Source organism: Pseudomonas sp. SWRI77 (assembly GCF_014269105.1).
GTDB classification, from domain to species: domain Bacteria; phylum Pseudomonadota; class Gammaproteobacteria; order Pseudomonadales; family Pseudomonadaceae; genus Aquipseudomonas; species Aquipseudomonas capeferrum.
The window spans coordinates 1-18,331 of record NZ_JABWRV010000009.1; the positions used below are offsets into that span (position 1 = coordinate 1).

16 protein-coding genes are annotated in these 18,331 nt (G+C 63.4%); 5 read left to right on the forward strand and 11 right to left on the reverse strand.

Annotation, left to right across the window (positions count from 1 at the left end; all coding sequences use genetic code 11):
• Both HU766_RS11105 and HU766_RS11110 read right to left on the reverse strand, forming a co-directional pair.
• A partial coding sequence (locus HU766_RS11105) for an IS110 family transposase (protein ID WP_186656886.1) occupies positions 1 to 625 on the reverse strand: 625 nt, incomplete at its 3' end.
• A 123-nt stretch (positions 626 to 748) separates the two neighbouring features.
• Positions 749 to 1,633 carry a LysR substrate-binding domain-containing protein gene (locus HU766_RS11110; protein WP_186656539.1) on the reverse strand — a complete coding sequence of 295 codons (885 nt, stop codon included), beginning with the start codon at positions 1,631 to 1,633 and terminating at the stop codon, positions 749 to 751.
• Between the two features lie 114 nt (positions 1,634 to 1,747).
• Here HU766_RS11110 and HU766_RS11115 point away from each other — a divergent pair, with 114 nt between their 5' ends.
• The gene (locus HU766_RS11115; protein WP_033702745.1) at positions 1,748 to 3,385 is read left to right on the forward strand and encodes a 5-guanidino-2-oxopentanoate decarboxylase; all 1,638 of its coding nucleotides are present in this window, start codon (positions 1,748 to 1,750) and stop codon (positions 3,383 to 3,385) included.
• A 50-nt stretch (positions 3,386 to 3,435) separates the two neighbouring features.
• On the opposite strand, the gene HU766_RS11120 is transcribed toward HU766_RS11115, so the two are convergent.
• Complete coding sequence (locus HU766_RS11120; RefSeq protein WP_186656543.1) at positions 3,436 to 4,356, reverse strand: AraC family transcriptional regulator; 921 nt, start codon at positions 4,354 to 4,356, stop codon at positions 3,436 to 3,438.
• A 200-nt stretch (positions 4,357 to 4,556) separates the two neighbouring features.
• On the opposite strand from HU766_RS11120, the gene HU766_RS11125 reads away from it, so the two are divergent.
• A complete protein-coding gene (locus HU766_RS11125) occupies positions 4,557 to 4,850 on the forward strand; it encodes an antibiotic biosynthesis monooxygenase family protein (RefSeq protein ID WP_033702743.1) in 294 nt (97 codons plus the stop codon).
• 22 nt (positions 4,851 to 4,872) lie between these two features.
• Complete coding sequence (locus HU766_RS11130; protein ID WP_186656546.1) at positions 4,873 to 5,139, forward strand: hypothetical protein; 267 nt, start codon at positions 4,873 to 4,875, stop codon at positions 5,137 to 5,139.
• Here HU766_RS11130 and HU766_RS11135 read toward each other — a convergent pair whose 3' ends face one another.
• From HU766_RS11135 to bglX, 7 genes are all read right to left on the reverse strand, one after another.
• Positions 5,140 to 5,751: a flavin reductase family protein gene (locus tag HU766_RS11135; protein ID WP_186656548.1), complete on the reverse strand. Its 612-nt coding sequence runs from the start codon at positions 5,749 to 5,751 to the stop codon at positions 5,140 to 5,142.
• A 118-nt stretch (positions 5,752 to 5,869) separates the two neighbouring features.
• Positions 5,870 to 6,196 carry a hypothetical protein gene (locus HU766_RS11140; RefSeq protein ID WP_047583608.1) on the reverse strand — a complete coding sequence of 109 codons (327 nt, stop codon included), beginning with the start codon at positions 6,194 to 6,196 and terminating at the stop codon, positions 5,870 to 5,872.
• Positions 6,197 to 6,473: 277 nt separating this feature from the next.
• Positions 6,474 to 7,613 (reverse strand): Fic family protein, encoded by a 1,140-nt coding sequence (locus HU766_RS11145; RefSeq protein ID WP_186656550.1) that lies wholly within the window; start codon positions 7,611 to 7,613, stop codon positions 6,474 to 6,476.
• A 155-nt stretch (positions 7,614 to 7,768) separates the two neighbouring features.
• Positions 7,769 to 9,070: an MFS transporter gene (locus HU766_RS11150; RefSeq protein ID WP_167334471.1), complete on the reverse strand. Its 1,302-nt coding sequence runs from the start codon at positions 9,068 to 9,070 to the stop codon at positions 7,769 to 7,771.
• Positions 9,071 to 9,340: 270 nt separating this feature from the next.
• The gene (locus tag HU766_RS11155) at positions 9,341 to 10,672 is read right to left on the reverse strand and encodes a sigma-54 dependent transcriptional regulator (protein WP_047583609.1); all 1,332 of its coding nucleotides are present in this window, start codon (positions 10,670 to 10,672) and stop codon (positions 9,341 to 9,343) included.
• Positions 10,666 to 12,423, reverse strand: coding sequence for an ATP-binding protein (locus HU766_RS11160; protein WP_186656552.1), 1,758 nt, complete (start codon positions 12,421 to 12,423; stop codon positions 10,666 to 10,668). The genes HU766_RS11155 and HU766_RS11160 overlap by 7 nt, the downstream gene beginning before the upstream one ends.
• Positions 12,424 to 12,506: 83 nt before the next feature.
• Complete coding sequence (gene bglX, locus HU766_RS11165; protein ID WP_186656555.1) at positions 12,507 to 14,798, reverse strand: beta-glucosidase BglX; 2,292 nt, start codon at positions 14,796 to 14,798, stop codon at positions 12,507 to 12,509.
• Between the two features lie 186 nt (positions 14,799 to 14,984).
• On the opposite strand from bglX, the gene HU766_RS11170 reads away from it, so the two are divergent.
• Positions 14,985 to 15,602 carry a TPM domain-containing protein gene (locus HU766_RS11170; protein ID WP_186656571.1) on the forward strand — a complete coding sequence of 206 codons (618 nt, stop codon included), beginning with the start codon at positions 14,985 to 14,987 and terminating at the stop codon, positions 15,600 to 15,602.
• Positions 15,603 to 15,701: 99 nt separating this feature from the next.
• Positions 15,702 to 16,922, forward strand: a complete 1,221-nt coding sequence (locus HU766_RS11175; protein ID WP_033702735.1) for an SAM-dependent methyltransferase — start codon at positions 15,702 to 15,704, stop codon at positions 16,920 to 16,922.
• 398 nt (positions 16,923 to 17,320) lie between these two features.
• Here the strand turns inward: HU766_RS11175 and HU766_RS11180 are convergent, their stop codons facing one another.
• Positions 17,321 to 18,331, reverse strand: a complete 1,011-nt coding sequence (locus HU766_RS11180) for a DUF4917 family protein (RefSeq protein WP_186656574.1) — start codon at positions 18,329 to 18,331, stop codon at positions 17,321 to 17,323.

Consider the following 18,331-nt stretch of genomic DNA (forward strand, 5'->3'; position numbering starts at 1 on the left):
GGGCTGTCGCTTCGAGCCGTTTACTCAGCACCGCAATGCGCTCACCTAGATAGAGCCAGTCAGCCAACAGCTCATCGAGCAACTCGCGCAACAAATCAGGCAGGGGCAAGGCGGCATCCTCAAGGGCTCGCGGTACATGCGTATTGATCGCGGCATCGCCTTGGGGCATCGACACGCCATGCTCAAGCAGCAAGCCACGCATCTGATTGCCCAGTGCCGTATGCCGCTTGATGTTACCGCGCCGGACACGGTGCAGTGCTTGAATAGCCAGTGCTGTGGTGCTCTTGATCGGTATCGAGGCAATGCTGGTATCGCGACCGGCACGCAAAATGGCATAGGCGTCGTTTCGGTCGTTCTTCGCGCCGCTGCGGTGTTCAGCCACTCGCTGCGCAGGCAGGATACGAACTGGATTACCTTGGGTCTGCAGCAGCCTGGCCCAGGCTTGTGCACCTGGACCGCACTCCATCAAGACGGTCACTGTCGCTGGCAGTTTGAGCAGGAAATCATGGAAGGCCTGACGGGACTTGATGCGATCTTCGTAGATCACCCGACCGGTAGCATCCTCGCCTGCTAACTGGAAGACCTGTTTGGCCAGGTCTACGCAGATGGTTGTGCAAAGCTCCACATCAGTGGAAGACAGAGGATCGTGCTTCGAACTATGCTTTTTCATGGTCTCGCCCTCGCTGCCGTTGGCTTCTATGAACGCCACCGTGGCACTGTGATGCCTCGGCGGGGGCGAGTCCATCGATTACAAGGGCTCGCGGTTGGCGCGCGCCTGCAGCCAGTCCATCAGCTCGACCAGGCCGGCGGGCAGGTGCTTGGCCTGGCTGACCAGGTAATAGCCTTTGCCAGTCGTCACCTTCAAGCCAAAAGGCATGCACAGCCGTCCGCCGTGCAGGTCATCGCCGATCAGCGACCAATCGCCAATGGCCACCCCGGTGCCCTGCGATGCCATGGCCATTGCCATGTCCAAGGTCTCGAAGTGCTGTTTCGGCCCTTGAGCAGCAAACGTCGCGCCAGCTGCCTGCAGCCATAGCCGCCAGTCGTGCTCGTCACGCGAGGGGTGCAGGAGCATGTGGCGCATCAGGTCGTCGATCTGCGCCAGCGGCAAGGCGCCTTCCAGCAGTGAAGGCGCGCAGACAGGTGTCAGCTGCTCGTCGAACAATTTGCGAACCTGCAGGCCATGGTTCGGCAGGCTGCCGTACACCACCGCCGCATCGAAGCCTTCGCGGCGGAAGTCCACGCCATGCTGCACCGTGGTGGTCAGTTCTACCGGTACGTCGGGGCGCAGCGCCTGCCATTCCATCAGGCGTGGCAGCAGCCAACGCATGACGCAGGTCGGCGCTTTGAGCTGCAAGGTGGCGCGATGCCCACCCACTTCACGCACGCCTTGTTCGACTAGCGCAAACACCTGCTGCACCCGCGGCAACCAGTCCTGGCCTTCACGCGTCAGGCTCAGGCCGCGGGCCTGGCGCTGGAACAGGGCGTAACCGAGGTGCGCTTCCAGTGCGCCGATCTGCCGGCTGACGGCGCCTTGAGTGATGTGCAACTGCTGCCCCGCACGGGTGAAGTTGCAGTGCTGGGCTGTGACCAGGAAGGTGTACAGGGCGGGCAGGGGCGGTAGCCGTTTCATTGCATTAAGCCATGACTTGGAGACATGGCTAGTATGTGTTTTTTTGCATTGTGGCGATAGCGTTGGCTTGGGTCCAATACGGGCAGATTCCAACAAGACTCAAGGTAAAAATACATGGCAACCTGCGGCGAAGTACTGGTCAAACTCCTTGAAGGCTATGGTGTGGACCATGTCTTCGGCATTCCAGGCGTGCATACCGTCGAGCTCTATCGCGGCCTGGCGGCTTCTTCCATTCGTCATATCACCCCGCGCCACGAGCAAGGCGCCGGGTTCATGGCCGACGGATATGCCCGGACCCGGGGCAAACCAGGGGTGTGCTTCATCATCACCGGCCCTGGGATGACCAACATCACCACCGCCATGGGCCAGGCCTATGCCGACTCGATCCCGATGCTGGTGATTTCCAGCGTGCAATCGCGCGATCAACTGGGCGGCGGCCGCGGCAAGCTGCACGAGTTGCCGAACCAGGCTGCATTGGTGTCGGGCGTGGCAGCCTTCTCGCAGACCCTGATGAGCGCCAACGACCTGCCACAGGTACTGGCCCGCGCCTTTGCCGTGTTCGAGGGCGCCCGCCCGCGCCCTGTGCATATCGAGATCCCACTGGACGTGCTGGTCGAGCCAGCCGATCACTTGCTGCCAGGCCGCCCGGTGCGCAGCAGCCGCGCAGGTGCCGCCCCCCAGGCCGTCGCTTTGATGGCCGAGCGCCTGGCCAAGGCCAAGCGCCCGCTGATTCTGGCGGGTGGTGGTGCGTTGAGCGCTGGCGCCCCCTTGGCCCGCCTGGCAGAGCTGCTGCAGGCACCGGTAGCATTGACCATCAATGCCAAGGGGTTGCTGGCATCCGATCACCCGTTGCAAATCGGCTCCACCCAGTCGCTGCCGGCCACGCGGGCGCTGGTGGCCGAGGCGGACGTGGTGCTGGCCATCGGTACCGAACTTGCCGAAACCGACTATGACGTGACCTTCAAGGGCGGCTTCGAGATCCCGGGCAGTCTGCTGCGGATCGACATCGACCCGGACCAGACAGTGCGCAACTACCTGCCCGAGCTGGCGTTGGTCGCCGATGCCGAACTGGCCGCCGAGGCGCTGTGCGCGGCCTTGCAGGGGCAGCCGCTGCCAGCGCGTGACGGTGGCTGGGGGCAGCCGCGCGTGCAGCAGCTGCGCCAGGCCCTGGCGAGCGGCTGGGACCAGCCGACCCTGAGCCAGACCCGCCTGCTGAGCAGTATCCTAGAGCGCCTGCCCAACGCCATTCTGGTCGGCGATTCGACCCAGCCGGTGTACTCCGGCAACCTCACGCTGGACATGGACCAGCCGCGCCGTTGGTTCAATGCCTCGACCGGTTACGGCACACTGGGCTATGCATTGCCAGCGGCGATGGGCGCCTGGCTGGGGAGCGCCGCGCAAATCGCCGAGCGTGCGCCGTCGGTTTGCCTGATCGGCGATGGTGGCTTGCAGTTCACCCTGCCGGAGCTGGCCAGTGCGGTGGAGGCCCAGGTACCGCTGATCGTGCTGTTGTGGAACAACCAAGGGTACGAGGAAATCAAGAAGTACATGGTCAATCGCGACATCGAACCGGTCGGCGTGGATATCCATACCCCAGACTTCATCGGCGTAGCACGGGCCTTGGGCGCCGAAGCGGAGCATGTGGTTGATGTCGCGCAGTTGCAGGCGGCGTTGGGGCGTGCGGTGGAGCGCAAGGGGCCGACCTTGATTCAGGTTGACCAGAATCAGTGGCAGGCGGCGGTGGTCGCGTAAAAAGCTGCCGGCCTGTACCGACCCCTTTGCCGGTACAGGCCGTGCACAACTTACCCGGCCGGGGCCCGCAGCCGCGCCACATCGCGAATCGGCGGCGCGCCGTACAGCCTGCTGTATTCGCGGCTGAACTGCGACGGGCTTTCATACCCGACCCGATAGCCCGCCACTGCGGCTTCAAGCCCGTCATTGAGCATCAACCGCCGTGCCTCTTGCAGGCGCAATTGCTTCTGGTACTGCAGTGGGCTCATGGACGTCACGGCCTTGAACCGGTGGTGCAAGGTCGAGGTGCTGAGGTTGACCTCCCGGGCCAGGTCCTCGATGCGCAACGGCTGCTGGAAGTTCTGGTTGAGCCAGGTAATGGCCTGGCAGACTCGGTGGGTCTGGCTGTTGGCCAAGGCGATCTCATACAGCCGATAGCCCTGCGGGCCACGCAGCAGGCGGTAGAGAATTTCTCGGCGGAACAGCGGCGCCAGCATGGCAATGTCTCGGGGCGTATCCAGCAGGCGGATCAGCCGCAGCAGCGCGTCGAGCAACTGTGCGTCGGTCCTCTCCACATACAGCCCACGGCCGGACGGCAGGTTGGGCACCAACATCGGCCCACTTTCGGCGATCAGCTGGCTGATTTCGGCCGGGTCCAGGTCCAGTCGCAAGCCCAGGCTGGGGTTTTCGGGGCTGGCATCGAGTTTGGCTGCGCTGATCGGCAAGGTCACCGACACCACCATGTAGTGCAGCGGGTCATAGGCGTACTGCTCGTCACCGAGGAACAGGCTTTTGCTGCCCTGTGCCAGGATGCACAACGCCGGCAACGCCAAGGTAGGCATGGCGCGGATGTTTTCCGTGTAGCGCACCAGATACAGGTCGTCGATGGCCGACACCGTGCCTTGGGGCTCGCCGGCATGGCGGCGGATCAGCTCGGCCAGCTCCTGGCGTTGCACTTCCAGGGACGGCTCGATGGGCGTGGCGGTGGTCATGATGGCTTCCTCTACTGACTGACGCAGCATAGGTTTGGGCAATGGCGGGCGCTAGTCGAAAGCTGCACGGCGATTGCCTGATCCTGCCGTGCTGCAGGATCAGGCAATCGCCGTGCAGTAATAGCCTAACGCGTCGCGCGCGCCAGCCTCTAACCTTGGCAGCCTGGTTTTTCGTCCGCCTGCTTCAAGGAGATCGTGCAATGACCCAACGACAACCGGTCACCCACTTGGCTTTCATTCGTGCCAGCAGCGGACGTTCGGCAGAGCTGGGCGCGCGCCTGCGCGATCTGCTCGAGCCTTCTTTGCGTACACCGGGTTGCCTTAGCTTCACGGTCCAGCGCTCGCAGGCCGACGCCGACCTTTGGTTGCTCAGCGGCAGCTGGCGCGACCAGCAGGCGATGAGCGGCTACTTCGCGTCACCGACCCTGGAGGTGTTCGGTGAGCTGGTGCAGGCTCAGGTGGTCAGCAGCCTGGATTTGCATACCTTCGATTGATCGCAGGTGTGTGCAGGTTAGAATGCCGCCCTCGATCAATGGCGCGGAGCGCAGCATGGCACGTAGAGAATTCCCGCAGTTCGAAGCGGTTTCGGCGATGGTCCCGGTGGAAGGGGGTGGCTACAACGCGGCCATTGCGGTGAAAGCGCTGGGCCTGGGCGGCGCCCCGCGCTTTCACAAGGTACTGGACGGCCAGGTGTTCAAGGGCGCCATGGCGGCCGACGAGGCCGCCTGCGCCGAACTCGAACGCCTGCAGGGCGTCAGTGATGAGGGCGAGCTGATCTGGTGATCAGTTGCCCGCCTGCGGCCTGGCCATCTTGAACAGGTTGCCCAGTTCGAAGTAATCCGCCGGGCCGCCACCACGCAGGATCGGCTCGGCGGCAGCGGTATCGTAGATGCCGTCCTTGAGCAGGTGCTCGGCAATGTGCACCGCCACCACTTCACCCAGGATCAGCCAGCTGGGCACCAGCGCCTGGTCCGCCCGCTGCAGCTGGACGATCTGGCTGACCTTGCACTCGAACGCCACCGGCGTTTCGCTTACGCGGGGCACCTGCACCACACGCGACGGTGCTGGCGTCAGGCCGCTCAACGCGAACTCATCGATGTCTGCCGCTACCGCCGCACAGCTCTGGTTCATCGCCTCGGCCAAAGGCCGGGTCGCCAGGTTCCAGACAAACTCGCCGGTCTGCTCGATGTTGTTCAGGCTGTCTTTGCGCCCGACACTGCAGAAACCGATGATCGGCGGGATGTAGTTGAAGGCGTTGAAAAAACTGTAGGGCGCCAGGTTCAGGCGGCCTTCGCGGTCGTGGGACGAGATCCAGCCAATGGGGCGGGGGCCGACGATGGCGTTGAAGGGGTCGTGGGGCAGGCCGTGGCCTTTGGCAGGTTCGTAGTAATACATCGGTGCTGGGCTTGCTTGCCCTACCTCTTGAGGACGAAGGCCTCTAGTGTGCCAAGCCTGTGCCCGCCTGAAAATGATCAAGCCCGGCCGAAGCCGGGCTGGGTGCGCGCATCAGCGATCAGCTGATGCGGTGAGCGTTGGTGCGGTCGAAGCCGTCTTCGGCGAAGCGTTGGCCGCCGGTGCGGTCGAAACCATCTTCAGCGAAGCGTTGGGCGCCAGTGCGGTCGTAGCCGTCCTCGGCGAAGCGTTGGCCGCCGGTGCGGTCGAAGCCGTCTTCGGTGAAGCGTTGGCCGCCGGTGCGGTCAAAACCGTCTTCGGCGTAAGTGGCGGCTTGGGTTTGCACCGCTGCGAAGGTATGGGCATTGGTACGATCGAAGCCGTCTTCGGCGAAGGCGCCAGCAGCGAAAACCGAAAGGGCCAGGGTGAGGATCAGTTTGTTTTTCATGGTCGTTGCTCCAGGGTGGCGAGGGGTTGTTGTTTCTATGGGTTTAATCCTACGCTGATAAAATTGATTAAAAAGCGCAAAAAATAGCGTCTAAATATCGTTTTTATCGATTGGTTAGCCCGTGCTGACGGTGAATCAGGCAGTGGACCTGAGGTGTATTGTCAGGGCGCGGATCATCGCTTCGTCAGCCCTTGCAGAATGACGGCGTGAAATTAATGGGGCGTTAAGATCGAAAATCAGTCTTTATGGCCACCTATTACCAGCGGCGTGAACCCCGTCAGGCGCTTGGGATGTCCTGAGTATTGATGCGATAACGTGTGCTGCGCCCTCCACCTGGCAGGCGGGTCAGGCAAGCCTTGTCGAGCAGGTCGGTGAGGTGACGGGTTGCGGTGGCCTTGGAGACTTTCGCCACGGCCTGGTACTGCGCGGCATTGATACCGTCTTCGAAGCCGCGTGGGCCTCCGTCGAGCAGCCTGTTAAGTACCTTGACCTGTTCGGGCAACAGGCCGTCCGCGCGGTGTGTTTGCCAGAACCTGGCTTTGCTGAGTATCCGGTCGATATTCAGCAAAGCCTGTTCGAGACTGCGTAGCAGGGTTTCGAGAAACCAGGTCAGCCAGCGGGTGATATCAAGGTCGCCTTTCTGACTGCTCTCCAATATCTGGTAATAGCCATTCCGGTCTTCGAGGATGCTTGCAGACATGGCATAGAAACGAATCGCCTGCCGCTCTGCCTGAGCCAGCGCCAAGTCGGTGATGGCCCGGGTCAGGCGGCCATTGCCATCGTCGAAAGGGTGCAGCGTGACGAACCAGAAATGCGCGATGCCTGCACGTAACAGCGGGTCCAGGTTGGTTGCTTGGCGGCTGCTGGCAAACCAGTCGAGAAAAGCATCGACCTGTCCTTCCAGGCTGTCACAGGGCGGTGCCTGGAAATGTACCGTGGGCTTGTCGAGGCGTCCTGAAATCACCTGCATCGGTGCCTCGGCACGCAGCTGGCCCACCCGTATCGCTTTGCTCAGGCTTTCTTCCACCGCAGGGAACAACCAGTGATGCCAGGTGAACAGACGCTGCAAGGTCAGCGGCTGGTCGTACCCTTGCGTCGCATCCAGCATCAGTTGCGCGAGCCCTTCGCTGCGGACAGTGGTCGGGCCTTGTTCATGGATGCCCAAGCGTCGTGCGAGCGAGGAGCGCACGGAACCCACGTTCAACTGTTCACCCTCGATCGCCGACGAAGTGACAATGTTCTGCAGGAGGGTATCCAGGATGTTCTGGCACTCACTGAGCGCGTCGATGGAGCCGATCTTGCCCAGTAAGCGTCCTTGCCTGTCGACGCAACCGCGTAGCAAGGCCCCGATTGGCTCGCTTTGCCATTGGAAATGGGGCCAGTCGGGTTGCTGCCAGATCCACATTGGGCTGTTCATGATCGTTTCACTCCACCCCTGAGCCGAATGAGCTGTCTATTCGGCTCATTATGTGAGCCGAATAATAGCGCTATTCGGCTCACGTACGGTGACCCACCGCAAAAAAGGGGCGCCCCCATGAAGGAGCGCCCCTGTTCAAGACCCGCGGACCTGAATCAGTCAGTGGTGATCCGCGAATGCTGCTTGGTGTCTTTCATGGTGGCATACACCAGCAGCGAGCAGGCGATGCAGCCGGTGACGTACCAGTAGAAGCCGGTTTCCATGCCGTTGCTCTTGAACCACAGGGCCACGTATTCGGCGGTGCCACCGAAGATCGATACGGTCAGGGCGTACGGCAGGCCAACGCCCAGGGCGCGGATTTCGGTTGGGAACAACTCGGCTTTGACCACTGCGTTGATCGAGGTGTAGCCGCTGACGATGATCAGCGCAGCCATGATCAGGAAGAACGCGCCCCACCAGCTTTGCACGGTGTGCAGGGTGCTGAGGATCGGCACGGTGAACAGGGTGCCGAGCACACCGAAGGCGATCAGGATCGGGCGTCGGCCGATCTTGTCGGACAAGCCGCCGACCAGCGGTTGCAGGCACATGAACAGGAACAGCGTGGCGGCCGAGATGGTGGTCGAGTCGGTGATGCTCATGCCCACCGTGTTGACCAGGTACTTCTGCATGTAAGTGGTGTAGGTGTAGAAGGCCAGGGTGCCGCCCATGGTCAGGCCGACCACGGTCATCAGCTCTTTGGGATGACGCATCAGGGTGCGCATCAGGCTTTCCTTGGCCTTCTCCTTCTTGGTGAAGGAGGTGGTCTCTTCCATGCCGCGACGCAGGTACAGCGCAACCACCGCGCACAGCGCGCCGATCACGAAGGGCACACGCCAGCCCCAGGCATACAGCTGCTCGGTAGTCAGCGTCTGCTGCAGGATGATCAGCACCGCCAGGGCGATGAGCTGGCCAGAGATCAGGGTCACGTACTGGAAGCTGGAGAAGAAGCCACGGCGTTCCTTGCTGGCCATCTCGCTGAGGTAGGTGGCCGAGGTGCCGTACTCACCGCCCACCGACAGGCCCTGCAGCAAGCGCGCAAGCACCAGCAGGATCGGGGCGGCGACGCCGATGGTTTCATAGCCAGGGGTCAGGGCAATGACCAGGGAGCCTGCGCACATCAGCAGCACCGAGGCCATCAGTGCGGCCTTGCGGCCTTTGCGGTCGGCGTACAGGCCCATCAGCCAGCCACCGATCGGGCGCATGAGGAAGCCCACGGCGAAGATCGCGGCGGTGTTGAGCAGTTGTGCAGTGGTGTCGCCGGCAGGGAAGAACGCTTTGGCGAAGTACAGCGAGAATGCGGCGTAGACGTACCAGTCGTACCATTCGACCATGTTGCCGATGGACCCGCTGAAGATCGACTTCAGGCGGCTGGCGGTGGTTTTTTCTGCGGTCGGCGCAATGGCCGCCCCGGTGGGCAGGGAGGTGGCGTTATCCATCAGGGATACCTTCTCGTTGTTTTTGTGGAGCGCGCCGGAGCGCTGCTTGCCACGGTGATTGCAGAAGGTGTGCCAAACGGGTGCGAAGTGATTCATTTGCGGGCACGCATGGCACCCAGCCCGCCTACCAAGGCCTGGCAAGGCGCCCGTGCAGGAGCGGCCTTGCGTCGCTAAGGGCTGCAGCGCAGCCCCAAACGAGCCGCCATAAGCAAATATCCGCTTACCCCGCATATCAGATAAGCGGAAAACCGCCTACCGCTCGATATAATCCTCACGCACCAGCCCATGCCGCTGCATCTTCTCGTTCAACGTCCTCCGCGGCAGTTGCAAAGCCTCCATCACCCCCTTGATCTCGCCCTTGCTCTGGCGCAACGCCGCCCGCAAACACTGCGCTTCGAACGCTTCCATCTGCTCGCCCAGCGACTGCCCGGCCGGCACCACTTCACTGTTCGGCGAACCCAGCCCCAGCGCGTGCCGCTCTGCCGCGTTGGCCAACTCGCGCACATTGCCCGGCCAGTCATGGCACAGCAGCTGCGCCAGCTGGCTGGCGCTGAGCACCGGCGCCGTTCGGCCCAGCTTCTCAGCGGCAGCACGGGCAAAGTGCTCGAACAGCAACGGGATATCTTCACGCCGTTCACGCAACGGCGCCAGCCGCAGCTCGGCGACGTTCAGGCGGTAGGCGAGGTCTTCACGAAAGCGCCCGGCACGGGCTTCTTCCAGCAGGTCGGGTTTGGTCGCGGCGATGATGCGCAAGTCGACGCTGATGCTCTGGTTGGCGCCCAGGCGTTCGAGCTTTTGTTCCTGGATCACGCGCAACAGTTTTGCCTGCTGGGCCAGGGGCATGCTCTCGATCTCATCGAGGAACACCGTGCCACCATTGGCATATTCCAACTTGCCGATCCGTTTGCCCTGGGCGCCAGTGAAGGCACCGCTCTCATGGCCGAACAGCTCGGCCTCGAACAGCGATTCGGGGATTGCCGCGCAGTTGAGGGCAACGAAGGGCTTAGCCGCCCGCGGGCCGAAATCGTGCAGGCAGCGGGCCACGCGCTCCTTGCCACTGCCCGTTTCGCCGCGGATCAGCACATTGACCGGCAAGCCGGCCAGGTCCAGTACCTGCCGGCGCAGTTGCTGCAGGCCTTGGGACATGCCCAGCAGGGTGCCTTCGAGGCGCGACTTGAAGTCTGCCTGTTCGTGCAGCCGGCGGTTTTCCAGCACCAGCTGGCGCTTTTCCAGGGCTCGGCGCAGGCTGCCCAGCAGGTGTTGCGGGGTGAAGGGCTTTTCGAGGAAGTCGTAGGCACCGTTGCGCATGGCCTCCACCGCCATCGGTACGTCACCGTGGCCGGTCAGCAGGATCACCGGCAGGTCGGGGTCAGCCGTTTGCAGGCGTTCGAGCAACTGCAGGCCATCGATGCCCGGCATGCGCACATCGCTGATGATCACCCCGGCAAAGTGCTCTGGCAGTTGCGCCAGGCACGCTTCGGCGTGGGCGAACAGTTGCACGCTGAAGCCGGACAGGCTCAGCCATTGCTCGACGGCGGTACGGATACTGGCTTCATCGTCGACAACGATCACTGAATTCAACATACAGGCTCCAGGTCGCGGGGCAGGGTAAGGCTCAGGCGTGCGCCGCCAGGCAGGTTGTCGGCCTGCAACTGGCCGCCCGCCTCATGCACGATGCCATAGGAAATGGCCAGGCCCAGGCCTAGCCCTTCACCCACCGGCTTGGTGGTGAAAAACGGGTCGAAGACCTTGGCCAAGTGCTCATCACCAATACCGCCCCCAGAATCGAGCACGCTCAGGCGCCACTGGTCGTTATCCCGCTCGATGCGGACCTCCAGGCGCTTGTAGCGTTTGTCGGCCATGGCGTCGAGGGCATTGCGCAGCAGGTTGATCAGCACTTGCTCCAGGCGGATCGCATCACCGCGGACCCAGGCGGGGCGCGCCAGGTACAGCGCCACCTCGACGCCTTCGGTGCGGATGCGCGTGTCCAGCAGGTGCAGTGCCTGGTCGACTACAGAGGCCAGGTCCAGCCGCTCGCGCAGCCCGACCGGGCTGTTGCGGGCAAAGGTTTTCAGGTGGCTGGTGAGCGCGGCCATGCGCGTGAGCATCTGCTCCAGCGGCTCCAGGGCTTGGCGGGCCTCGTCGTAGCGGCCATGGTCGAGCAGCAGGCGCAGGGTCTCCAGTTGCATGCGTTGGGTGGTCAGGGGCTGATTGATCTCGTGGGCCATGGCGGCTGACATCTGCCCCAGTGCAGCCAGCTTGGCCGATTGCACCAGGCCTTCCTGTGCGGTGCGCAGCTCACGGGTGCGCTCCTCGACCTGGCGTTTGAGGGCTTCGCGGCTGCGCTGGCGCAAGCGTGCCAGGCGCAGCCGCTGGCTGACGAACAGCGCCGCGAAGACCAGGCTCAGCCACACGGCGGCGGCCCCCAGGGCGGCATTGCGGCCGTCGGCCGCGACCTGCGGTTTGCGCAGCAGGTGCAAGGTCCAGTCCTCACCGTGCAACGGCAGGCTTTCCCACAGGTATTCGGCGACCCCCTGCGGGCCATGCACGCGGCTCAGGTGGCTGTTGTCGGCAAACTGGGTCAGCACCTGGTGCTGCAAAGGCACCAGAGGCTGTTTGTCGTATTGCCGGGTCTCGGCCAGTTCGGCACGGTCAGCGCCGCTGAGCGGCTGCAGCTCGCGGTAGCGCCAACCATCCTGGTTGGCGATGAAGGTGATACCGCGGGCATCACTGACCAGCAGGATGTCGCTGCCTTGGCGCCATTCGCGTTCCAGCTCGGGGAATTCGAGCTTGACCACCATGGCACCGAGGAAGCGGCCATGCTCGTCGGTTACCGCGCTGGCGAGGAAATAGCCCGGCACGCCGCTGGTCACACCGACGGCGTAGAACTGCCCGCTGCCCTGGCTGCGGGTCTGCTTGAAGTAGGGGCGAAAGCCGTAGTTGGAGCCGACGTAGCTGCTCGGCAGTCGCCAGTTGCTGGCCGCGATGGCCAACCCGGTGTGGTCGAGCAGTTCGAGGGTGGACGAGTTGGCGGCACCGTTGATGCGTTCGAGCTTACGGTTCAGGGCGTCCTGTACCGGCTCGCTGACCGGGCCGCGCAAAGCTTCGATCAGCTCCGGGTCGAGCGCCAGCACCGCAGGCAGGGCGCGGTAGCGTTCGATCAGGGTGTGCAGTGCGTTGGCATAGAGGCCGAGCTGCTGGCTGGCGCGCTGGGCGTCGTCCTCCATGGCCTGGCGCTTGGCCTGGTGCATGGCCCAGCCCGCGCTGAGGGCGGTGCCGAGCAGGATGAACAGGATGATCAGCCCCAGACGCAGGGCGCGAAAGGAAAAAGCCATGGGGCAGATCCGCATGAAAGGGATAGCAGGGCCGGCCTGTTCGCGGGTAAACCCGCGAAGGGCCGGTACTGTTCACAGGCGTGTCACAGCAACTCGAAACGTTGCTGTTGCACCGACTCGGAATCCAACCCTACCTGAACGTTGAACTCGCCAGGTTCGGCAACCCGCTGCAGTTGGCTATTGTAGAACTTCAGGTCTTCTTCGCTGATGCGGAAGGTCAATGTCCGTGACTCGCCGGCCTTGAGCGGCAGTTTCTGGAAGTTCTTCAGCTCCTTGACCGGGCGGCTCATGGACGCCGAAACGTCCTGCAGATACAGCTGCACCACGGTTTCGCCGTCGCGTTGGCCGGTGTTCTTCACCGTGACCTTGGCCTCCAGCGTATCGCCACGCTTGAGGTCCTTGGCCGACAGGGTCAGGCCCGACAGTTCGAAGCTGCTGTAGCTCAAACCATAACCAAACGGATACAACGGGCCGTTGGGCTCTTCGAAGTACTGCGAGGTGTAGTTGCCAGGCTTGCCGGGGGTGAACGGCCGGCCAATGCGTGTGTGGTTGTAGTACATCGGAATCTGCCCGACCGAACGCGGGAAGGTGATGGCCAGTTTGCCGGACGGGTTGTAATCGCCGAACAGCACGTCGGCGATGGCATTGCCGCCCTCGGTGCCGCTGAACCAGGTTTCGAGCAGGGCGTCGGCCTGCTCACGCTCCCAGGCGATCGACAGCGGCCGGCCATTCATCAGCACCAGTACCAGCGGTTTGCCGGTGGCTTTCAGGGCCTTGATCAGCTCGCGCTGGCTGGCCGGGATCTCCAGGGTGGTGCGGCTCGACGACTCGTGGGACATGCCGCGCGACTCGCCGACCACTGCCACTACTACGTCGGCCTGCTGGGCGGCCTTGACCGCTTCATCGATCAGCACGGCGGCTGGGCGCAGGTCATCGACGATTTCCGGGGCATCGAAGTTGAGGAAGTTCAGGTAGTCGAAGATCGCCTTGTCGCCGGTGATGTTGGAGCCTTTGGCGTAGACCAGCTTGGCCTTGCCATCCACGGCGCGGCGCAGGCCTTCGCGCACGGTCACCGAATGCACCGGTTTGCCGTCGGCGGCCCAGCTGCCCATCATGTCGATCGGTGCATCGGCCAGCGGGCCGACCAGGGCGATGGTGCCGGCCTTCTTCAGGGGCAGGGTCTGGTTGCGGTTTTCCAGCAGGACCAGGCTGCGGCGGGCCACGTCACGCGCGGCGTCGCGGTGCAGGCGGTCGTTGCCGTAGTAGTCCTTGAGGTCGGTTTCGGCCTTGCCGATTCGCACGTACGGGTCTTTGAACAGGCCCATGTCGTACTTGGCGCCCAGCACTTCGCGCACCGCCTGGTCCAGCTCGCCCTGGGTCACTTCGCCGGCCTTCAGCAGCCCTGGCAGCTCTTCGCCGTACAGGGTGTCGTTCATGCTCATGTCGATGCCGGCCTTGATCGCAAGCTTCGCGGCTTCTCGGCCGTCGCGGGCGACGCCGTGGCGAATCAGCTCCTGGATGGCGCCGTGGTCGCTGATGGTCACGCCCTTGAAGCCCCACTCCTTGCGCAGCAGGTCGTTCATCAACCAGGTATTGGAGGTGGCTGGCACGCCATTGATCGAGTTGAGCGCCACCATCACTCCGCCAGCACCTGCGTCGAGCGCGGCGCGGTAGGGCGGCAGGTAGTCGTTGTACATCTTCGGCAGGCTCATATCCACCGTGTTGTAGTCGCGGCCGCCTTCCACCGCGCCGTACAGGGCGAAGTGCTTGACGATGGCCATGATGCTGTCGGGGTTGGCCGGGCTGCTGCCCTGGAACGAGCGGACCATCACCTGGCCGATTCTGGAGGTCAGGTAGGTGTCTTCACCGAAACCTTCACTGGTGCGGCCCCAGCGCGGGTCGCGGGCGATATCGACCATCGGGGCGAAGGTCATGTCCAGGGCGTCGGCCGCGGCTTCGATGGCTGCGGTGCGGCCGACCTTGGCAATGGCGTCCATGTCCCAGGTGGCGGCCATGCCCAGGCCGATCGGGAAAATGGTGCGTTCGCCGTGCACGGTGTCGTAGGCGAAGAACATCGGAATCTTCAGACGGCTGCGCATGGCCGCGTCCTGCATCGGCCGGTTCTCGGGCGCGGTGCGCGAGTTGAAGGTACCGCCGATACGCCCTGCGGCGATTTCTTCGCGGATCTTCTCGTGCGGCATCTCCGGGCCGATGCTGATCAGGCGCAACTGGCCGATCTTCTCGGACTCGGTCATCTGGCTGATCAGGTGATTGATGAACGCCTGCTTGTCTTGCAGGGGCGGGGCGGTTTGGGCGGCGAGGGCCGCCTGACTGGCAAGGCCCATGGCCAGGCCCAGCAAAGACAGTTTCATCATGGATTCCGTTGTGGGGCCTCTACCGTATCCACAGTGATACGCGCGCGGCCGAAGTTATCAGGCGACTATTGTTGTACAGTTCGGGGGCAATGCTGCCAGCGGCGGATTATGCCTGAATATATCGGCTGCCGATGGCGCCCTGCGTGCCTGGACAACAACAATAAGAACGATCGAGAGACCGCTGGCATGACCCCTTTCAATGAATACGATCAACGCCAGATCGCCGAAGCCATTGCCCGCGCCGAACGGCGCACCGATGCCGAACTGGTCACGGTGCTGGCCAGGCGTGCCGACGATTACGCCTACCTGCCGCTGTTCTGGGCTGCCGTGCTGGCCCTGGTCGTGCCTGGCCTGCTGCAGTTAGTGCTTGGCTGGCCCGGTATGCGTGGCCTGCTAGTGGCCAATGTGCTGGTGTTCATCGGTTTGTGCCTGCTGTTGCGCAACCCGCGCCTGGCGGGCTGGTTGATCCCCCGTGCCTTGCGCCGCTGGCGTGCGTCGAGCCTGGCCCGTCAGCAGTTTCGCGAGCAGAACCTGCAGCGCACCACGGCTGCCACGGGGGTGCTGATTTTCGTCAGCGAGGCGGAGCGGCATGTGGAGATCCTGGTCGACCAAGGGGTCGAGCGTTACCTCGATGCCAGCGCCCGCGCGGCCATCGTCGGCCGTTTTACCGAACAGGTCCGCCAGGGCCGGACTGTGCAGGGTTTTGTCGAATGCATCGAGGCCTGTGGCGAGGCACTCAGCCAGCATGTACCCCCCACCCATACGCGCAACGAGCTGCCTAATCGCCTGGTCATTCTGGACTGAACGCGGCTGGCGAGTGAGGGGGCGGCAAGCTCGCCGCCACACCTGTAGAATACGGGGCATTGCGCAACGCGCCCCCTGCTACCCGAGGCACCGTTTTTCATGTCCGCCAGTTCTTCTGCTTCAACCGCGCCCGATGCGCGTGCCCAGTTCCTCGCGCTGTTGAGCACCGCCCTGCACGGTAATACCTTGGTCAAACTGGTGCTGGCGCGCCACGTCGGTGCCGACTCGACCTTGCAGCGGATCATCGCCAAACCGTTGCAGGTCAAGGGCCAGCCCTGCCTGTCGCTGGTGTATCGCCACCAGACCCGGGACATCACCCGCAACCTGCCGCTGGAGCAGGCCGAAGTGCTGGTGGCTGAATTGCTGCCTGAGAGTTTTCGCAACGCCCACCTGTTCGATGCCGACGGCGAAGTGCAGTTGACGTTCAGCAAGAAGGGCAAGCCCATGCTCCAGCGCCACGGCGCCCAGGCCCCGCGTGAAGCGGCTGCGAGCAGTGCCCATGACCGCGAGAAGAAGCGCTACCTGGAATTGTCGCGGCCCTTCCTGCGTGACCTGGGTGTGACCGATGCACAAGGGGCGTTGATCCCGTCGATGTCGCGCAAGTGGAAGCAGATCAACAAGTTCATCGAGGTGTTCGAGCACGCCTTGGCCAGCGCGCCGGTGCCAGCCGAACAGGCCCTGCGGGTGGCCGACTTCGGCTCGGGCAAGGGCTACCTGACCTTTGCCATGCACGACTACCTGCGCAATACCCTGGGCCGCGAAGCCCAGGTGACGGGTGTCGAGCTGCGCCAGGAAATGGTCGACCTGTGCAACGCCGCCGCTGCACGGCTTGAGCACCCTGGCCTTGAGTTCCAGTGCGGTGATGTGCGCAGTGTGGTGCCCGAAGCGATCGAGGTGATGATCGCCTTGCACGCCTGCGACATCGCCACCGACTACGCCATCCACACCGGCATCCGTTGCAACGCCGCGATCATCATGTGTTCGCCGTGCTGTCACAAACAGATCCGCCCGCAGTTGCACAGCCCGGGGTTGCTGCAGCCGATGCTGCAGTACGGCCTGCACCTGGGGCAGCAGGCCGAGATGCTCACCGACAGCCTGCGCGCGCTGTACCTGGAAGCCTGTGGTTATGAGACCAAGGTGTTCGAGTTCATCTCGCTGGAGCACACCAACAAGAACAAGATGATTCTGGCGGTCAAGCGCAGGCAGGCGGTGGATAACGGGGCGCTGCTGGAGAAGATTGCGCAGCTCAAGGCGTTTTATGGGGTGCAGGAGCATTGCCTGGAGACACTGTTGCGCGGGGATGGGTTGATTGCGGGTTGAGGGGTGGGGTTTTGTGCGCATGCCTTGATTGATGCAGTGCCTGTGAGATCGAGCGCCGCCGGGCATGCCTTGGGAGGTTTAGCGCCTATGAGATCGAGCGCCGCCGGGCATGCCTTGGGAGGTTCAGCGCCTATAAGATCGAGCGCCGCCCGCGCGGCGCATCGCGACGCAAGGCCGCTCCTACATCTGTTTCGGGCCAATTATGCCTGAGGGATTGGCGCGCGGCCCCTTGGTGCCCGCCTCAATATCGCGTCGTACAAACAAGGCGGTCGCGCGCAAATGCCACTGGCCTCACTGGCCCGAAACAAATGTAGGAGCGGCCTTGCGTCGCGATGCGCCGCGCGGGCGGCGCTCGGTCTCAAAGGCGCTAAAAATGTGATGGCGAACAAACACCCGCCTCAACGGCGAGCAGTCGGCACCTCGATCGCCAGTTCCGCCAACCCCAACGGATGCGTGCTCGCATCGAAAAAGTGCAGCGCAGTCGCCGGCAGATCCCCGAACCGATCAATGTAGTGCTGCTGCTGATTGATCACCGAAGCCTCCCCCAACGGCCGGATGGCAATCGACAAATGGCGGGGGCGAGCTTGGCGAACAGCCTCGACCAAGTGCTGGTCACTGCTGTCCAGATGCTGCCCGAACAGGCACAGCCCCTGGCTTTCCTGCGCGAGTTGCCCCAGGCACCAGTTCAGGTAGTCCGAGTGACGAATAGCGCGAAGCTTCTCGTCGCTGCGGTCTTCGTTGACGAACAACGGCACTTCACCCGGAATGTTCACGGCAAAGCCATCGAGCAGTTCGGCGCTTTCGGCGCTGCGCTGGCGGGTAGTGCCATCCGGCAGCTTCAGCAGGTGCAGGCCGCCATGCAGGTGCAGTACGCGGGTGCCTTCGCTGCGGGTGCGGCGTACGTCGAAAAAACCCTGCTCATCGAACAGCTCGGCAAAACCTTGCGGGGCGTGCTGCACGGCCCATGGCAGGATCAGGTCGTAGTTGCTGGTGTAGATGTTGCGATAGCCGCGCAGGGCCTGGTTCAGCGTGGCCAGCGTGGTGGCCGGCATCAGCGGCCAGGGCAGGTGCAGCGTGCGCACAGCATGGATCAGCGCTTCCTTGATCGAGTAATAGCGGTTCAGCGGCGCGGTGGAGTTGATGGCCAGGGCGGCATTGGCCCGTACGGTGGTGTTCAGCGCGCTGAGCACCGGCTCGAACAGTTCTGTGGCAAGCGACTTGAACAGGGCCTGGTCACTGATCGCCAAACCCTTCTTACGGCCCGCACGTTGCGCTTCCTCGAACAGCGAGAAATAGCCAAACGGCTTCCACAGTGCGCGGCTGGCGCCGTTGCCCAGCAGCAGGGCGTCGCAAGGGTGGCGTTGGTCGAGTGCTGGCCAGGTGGCGAGGAGAGTGTCAGGTGCGGGCAT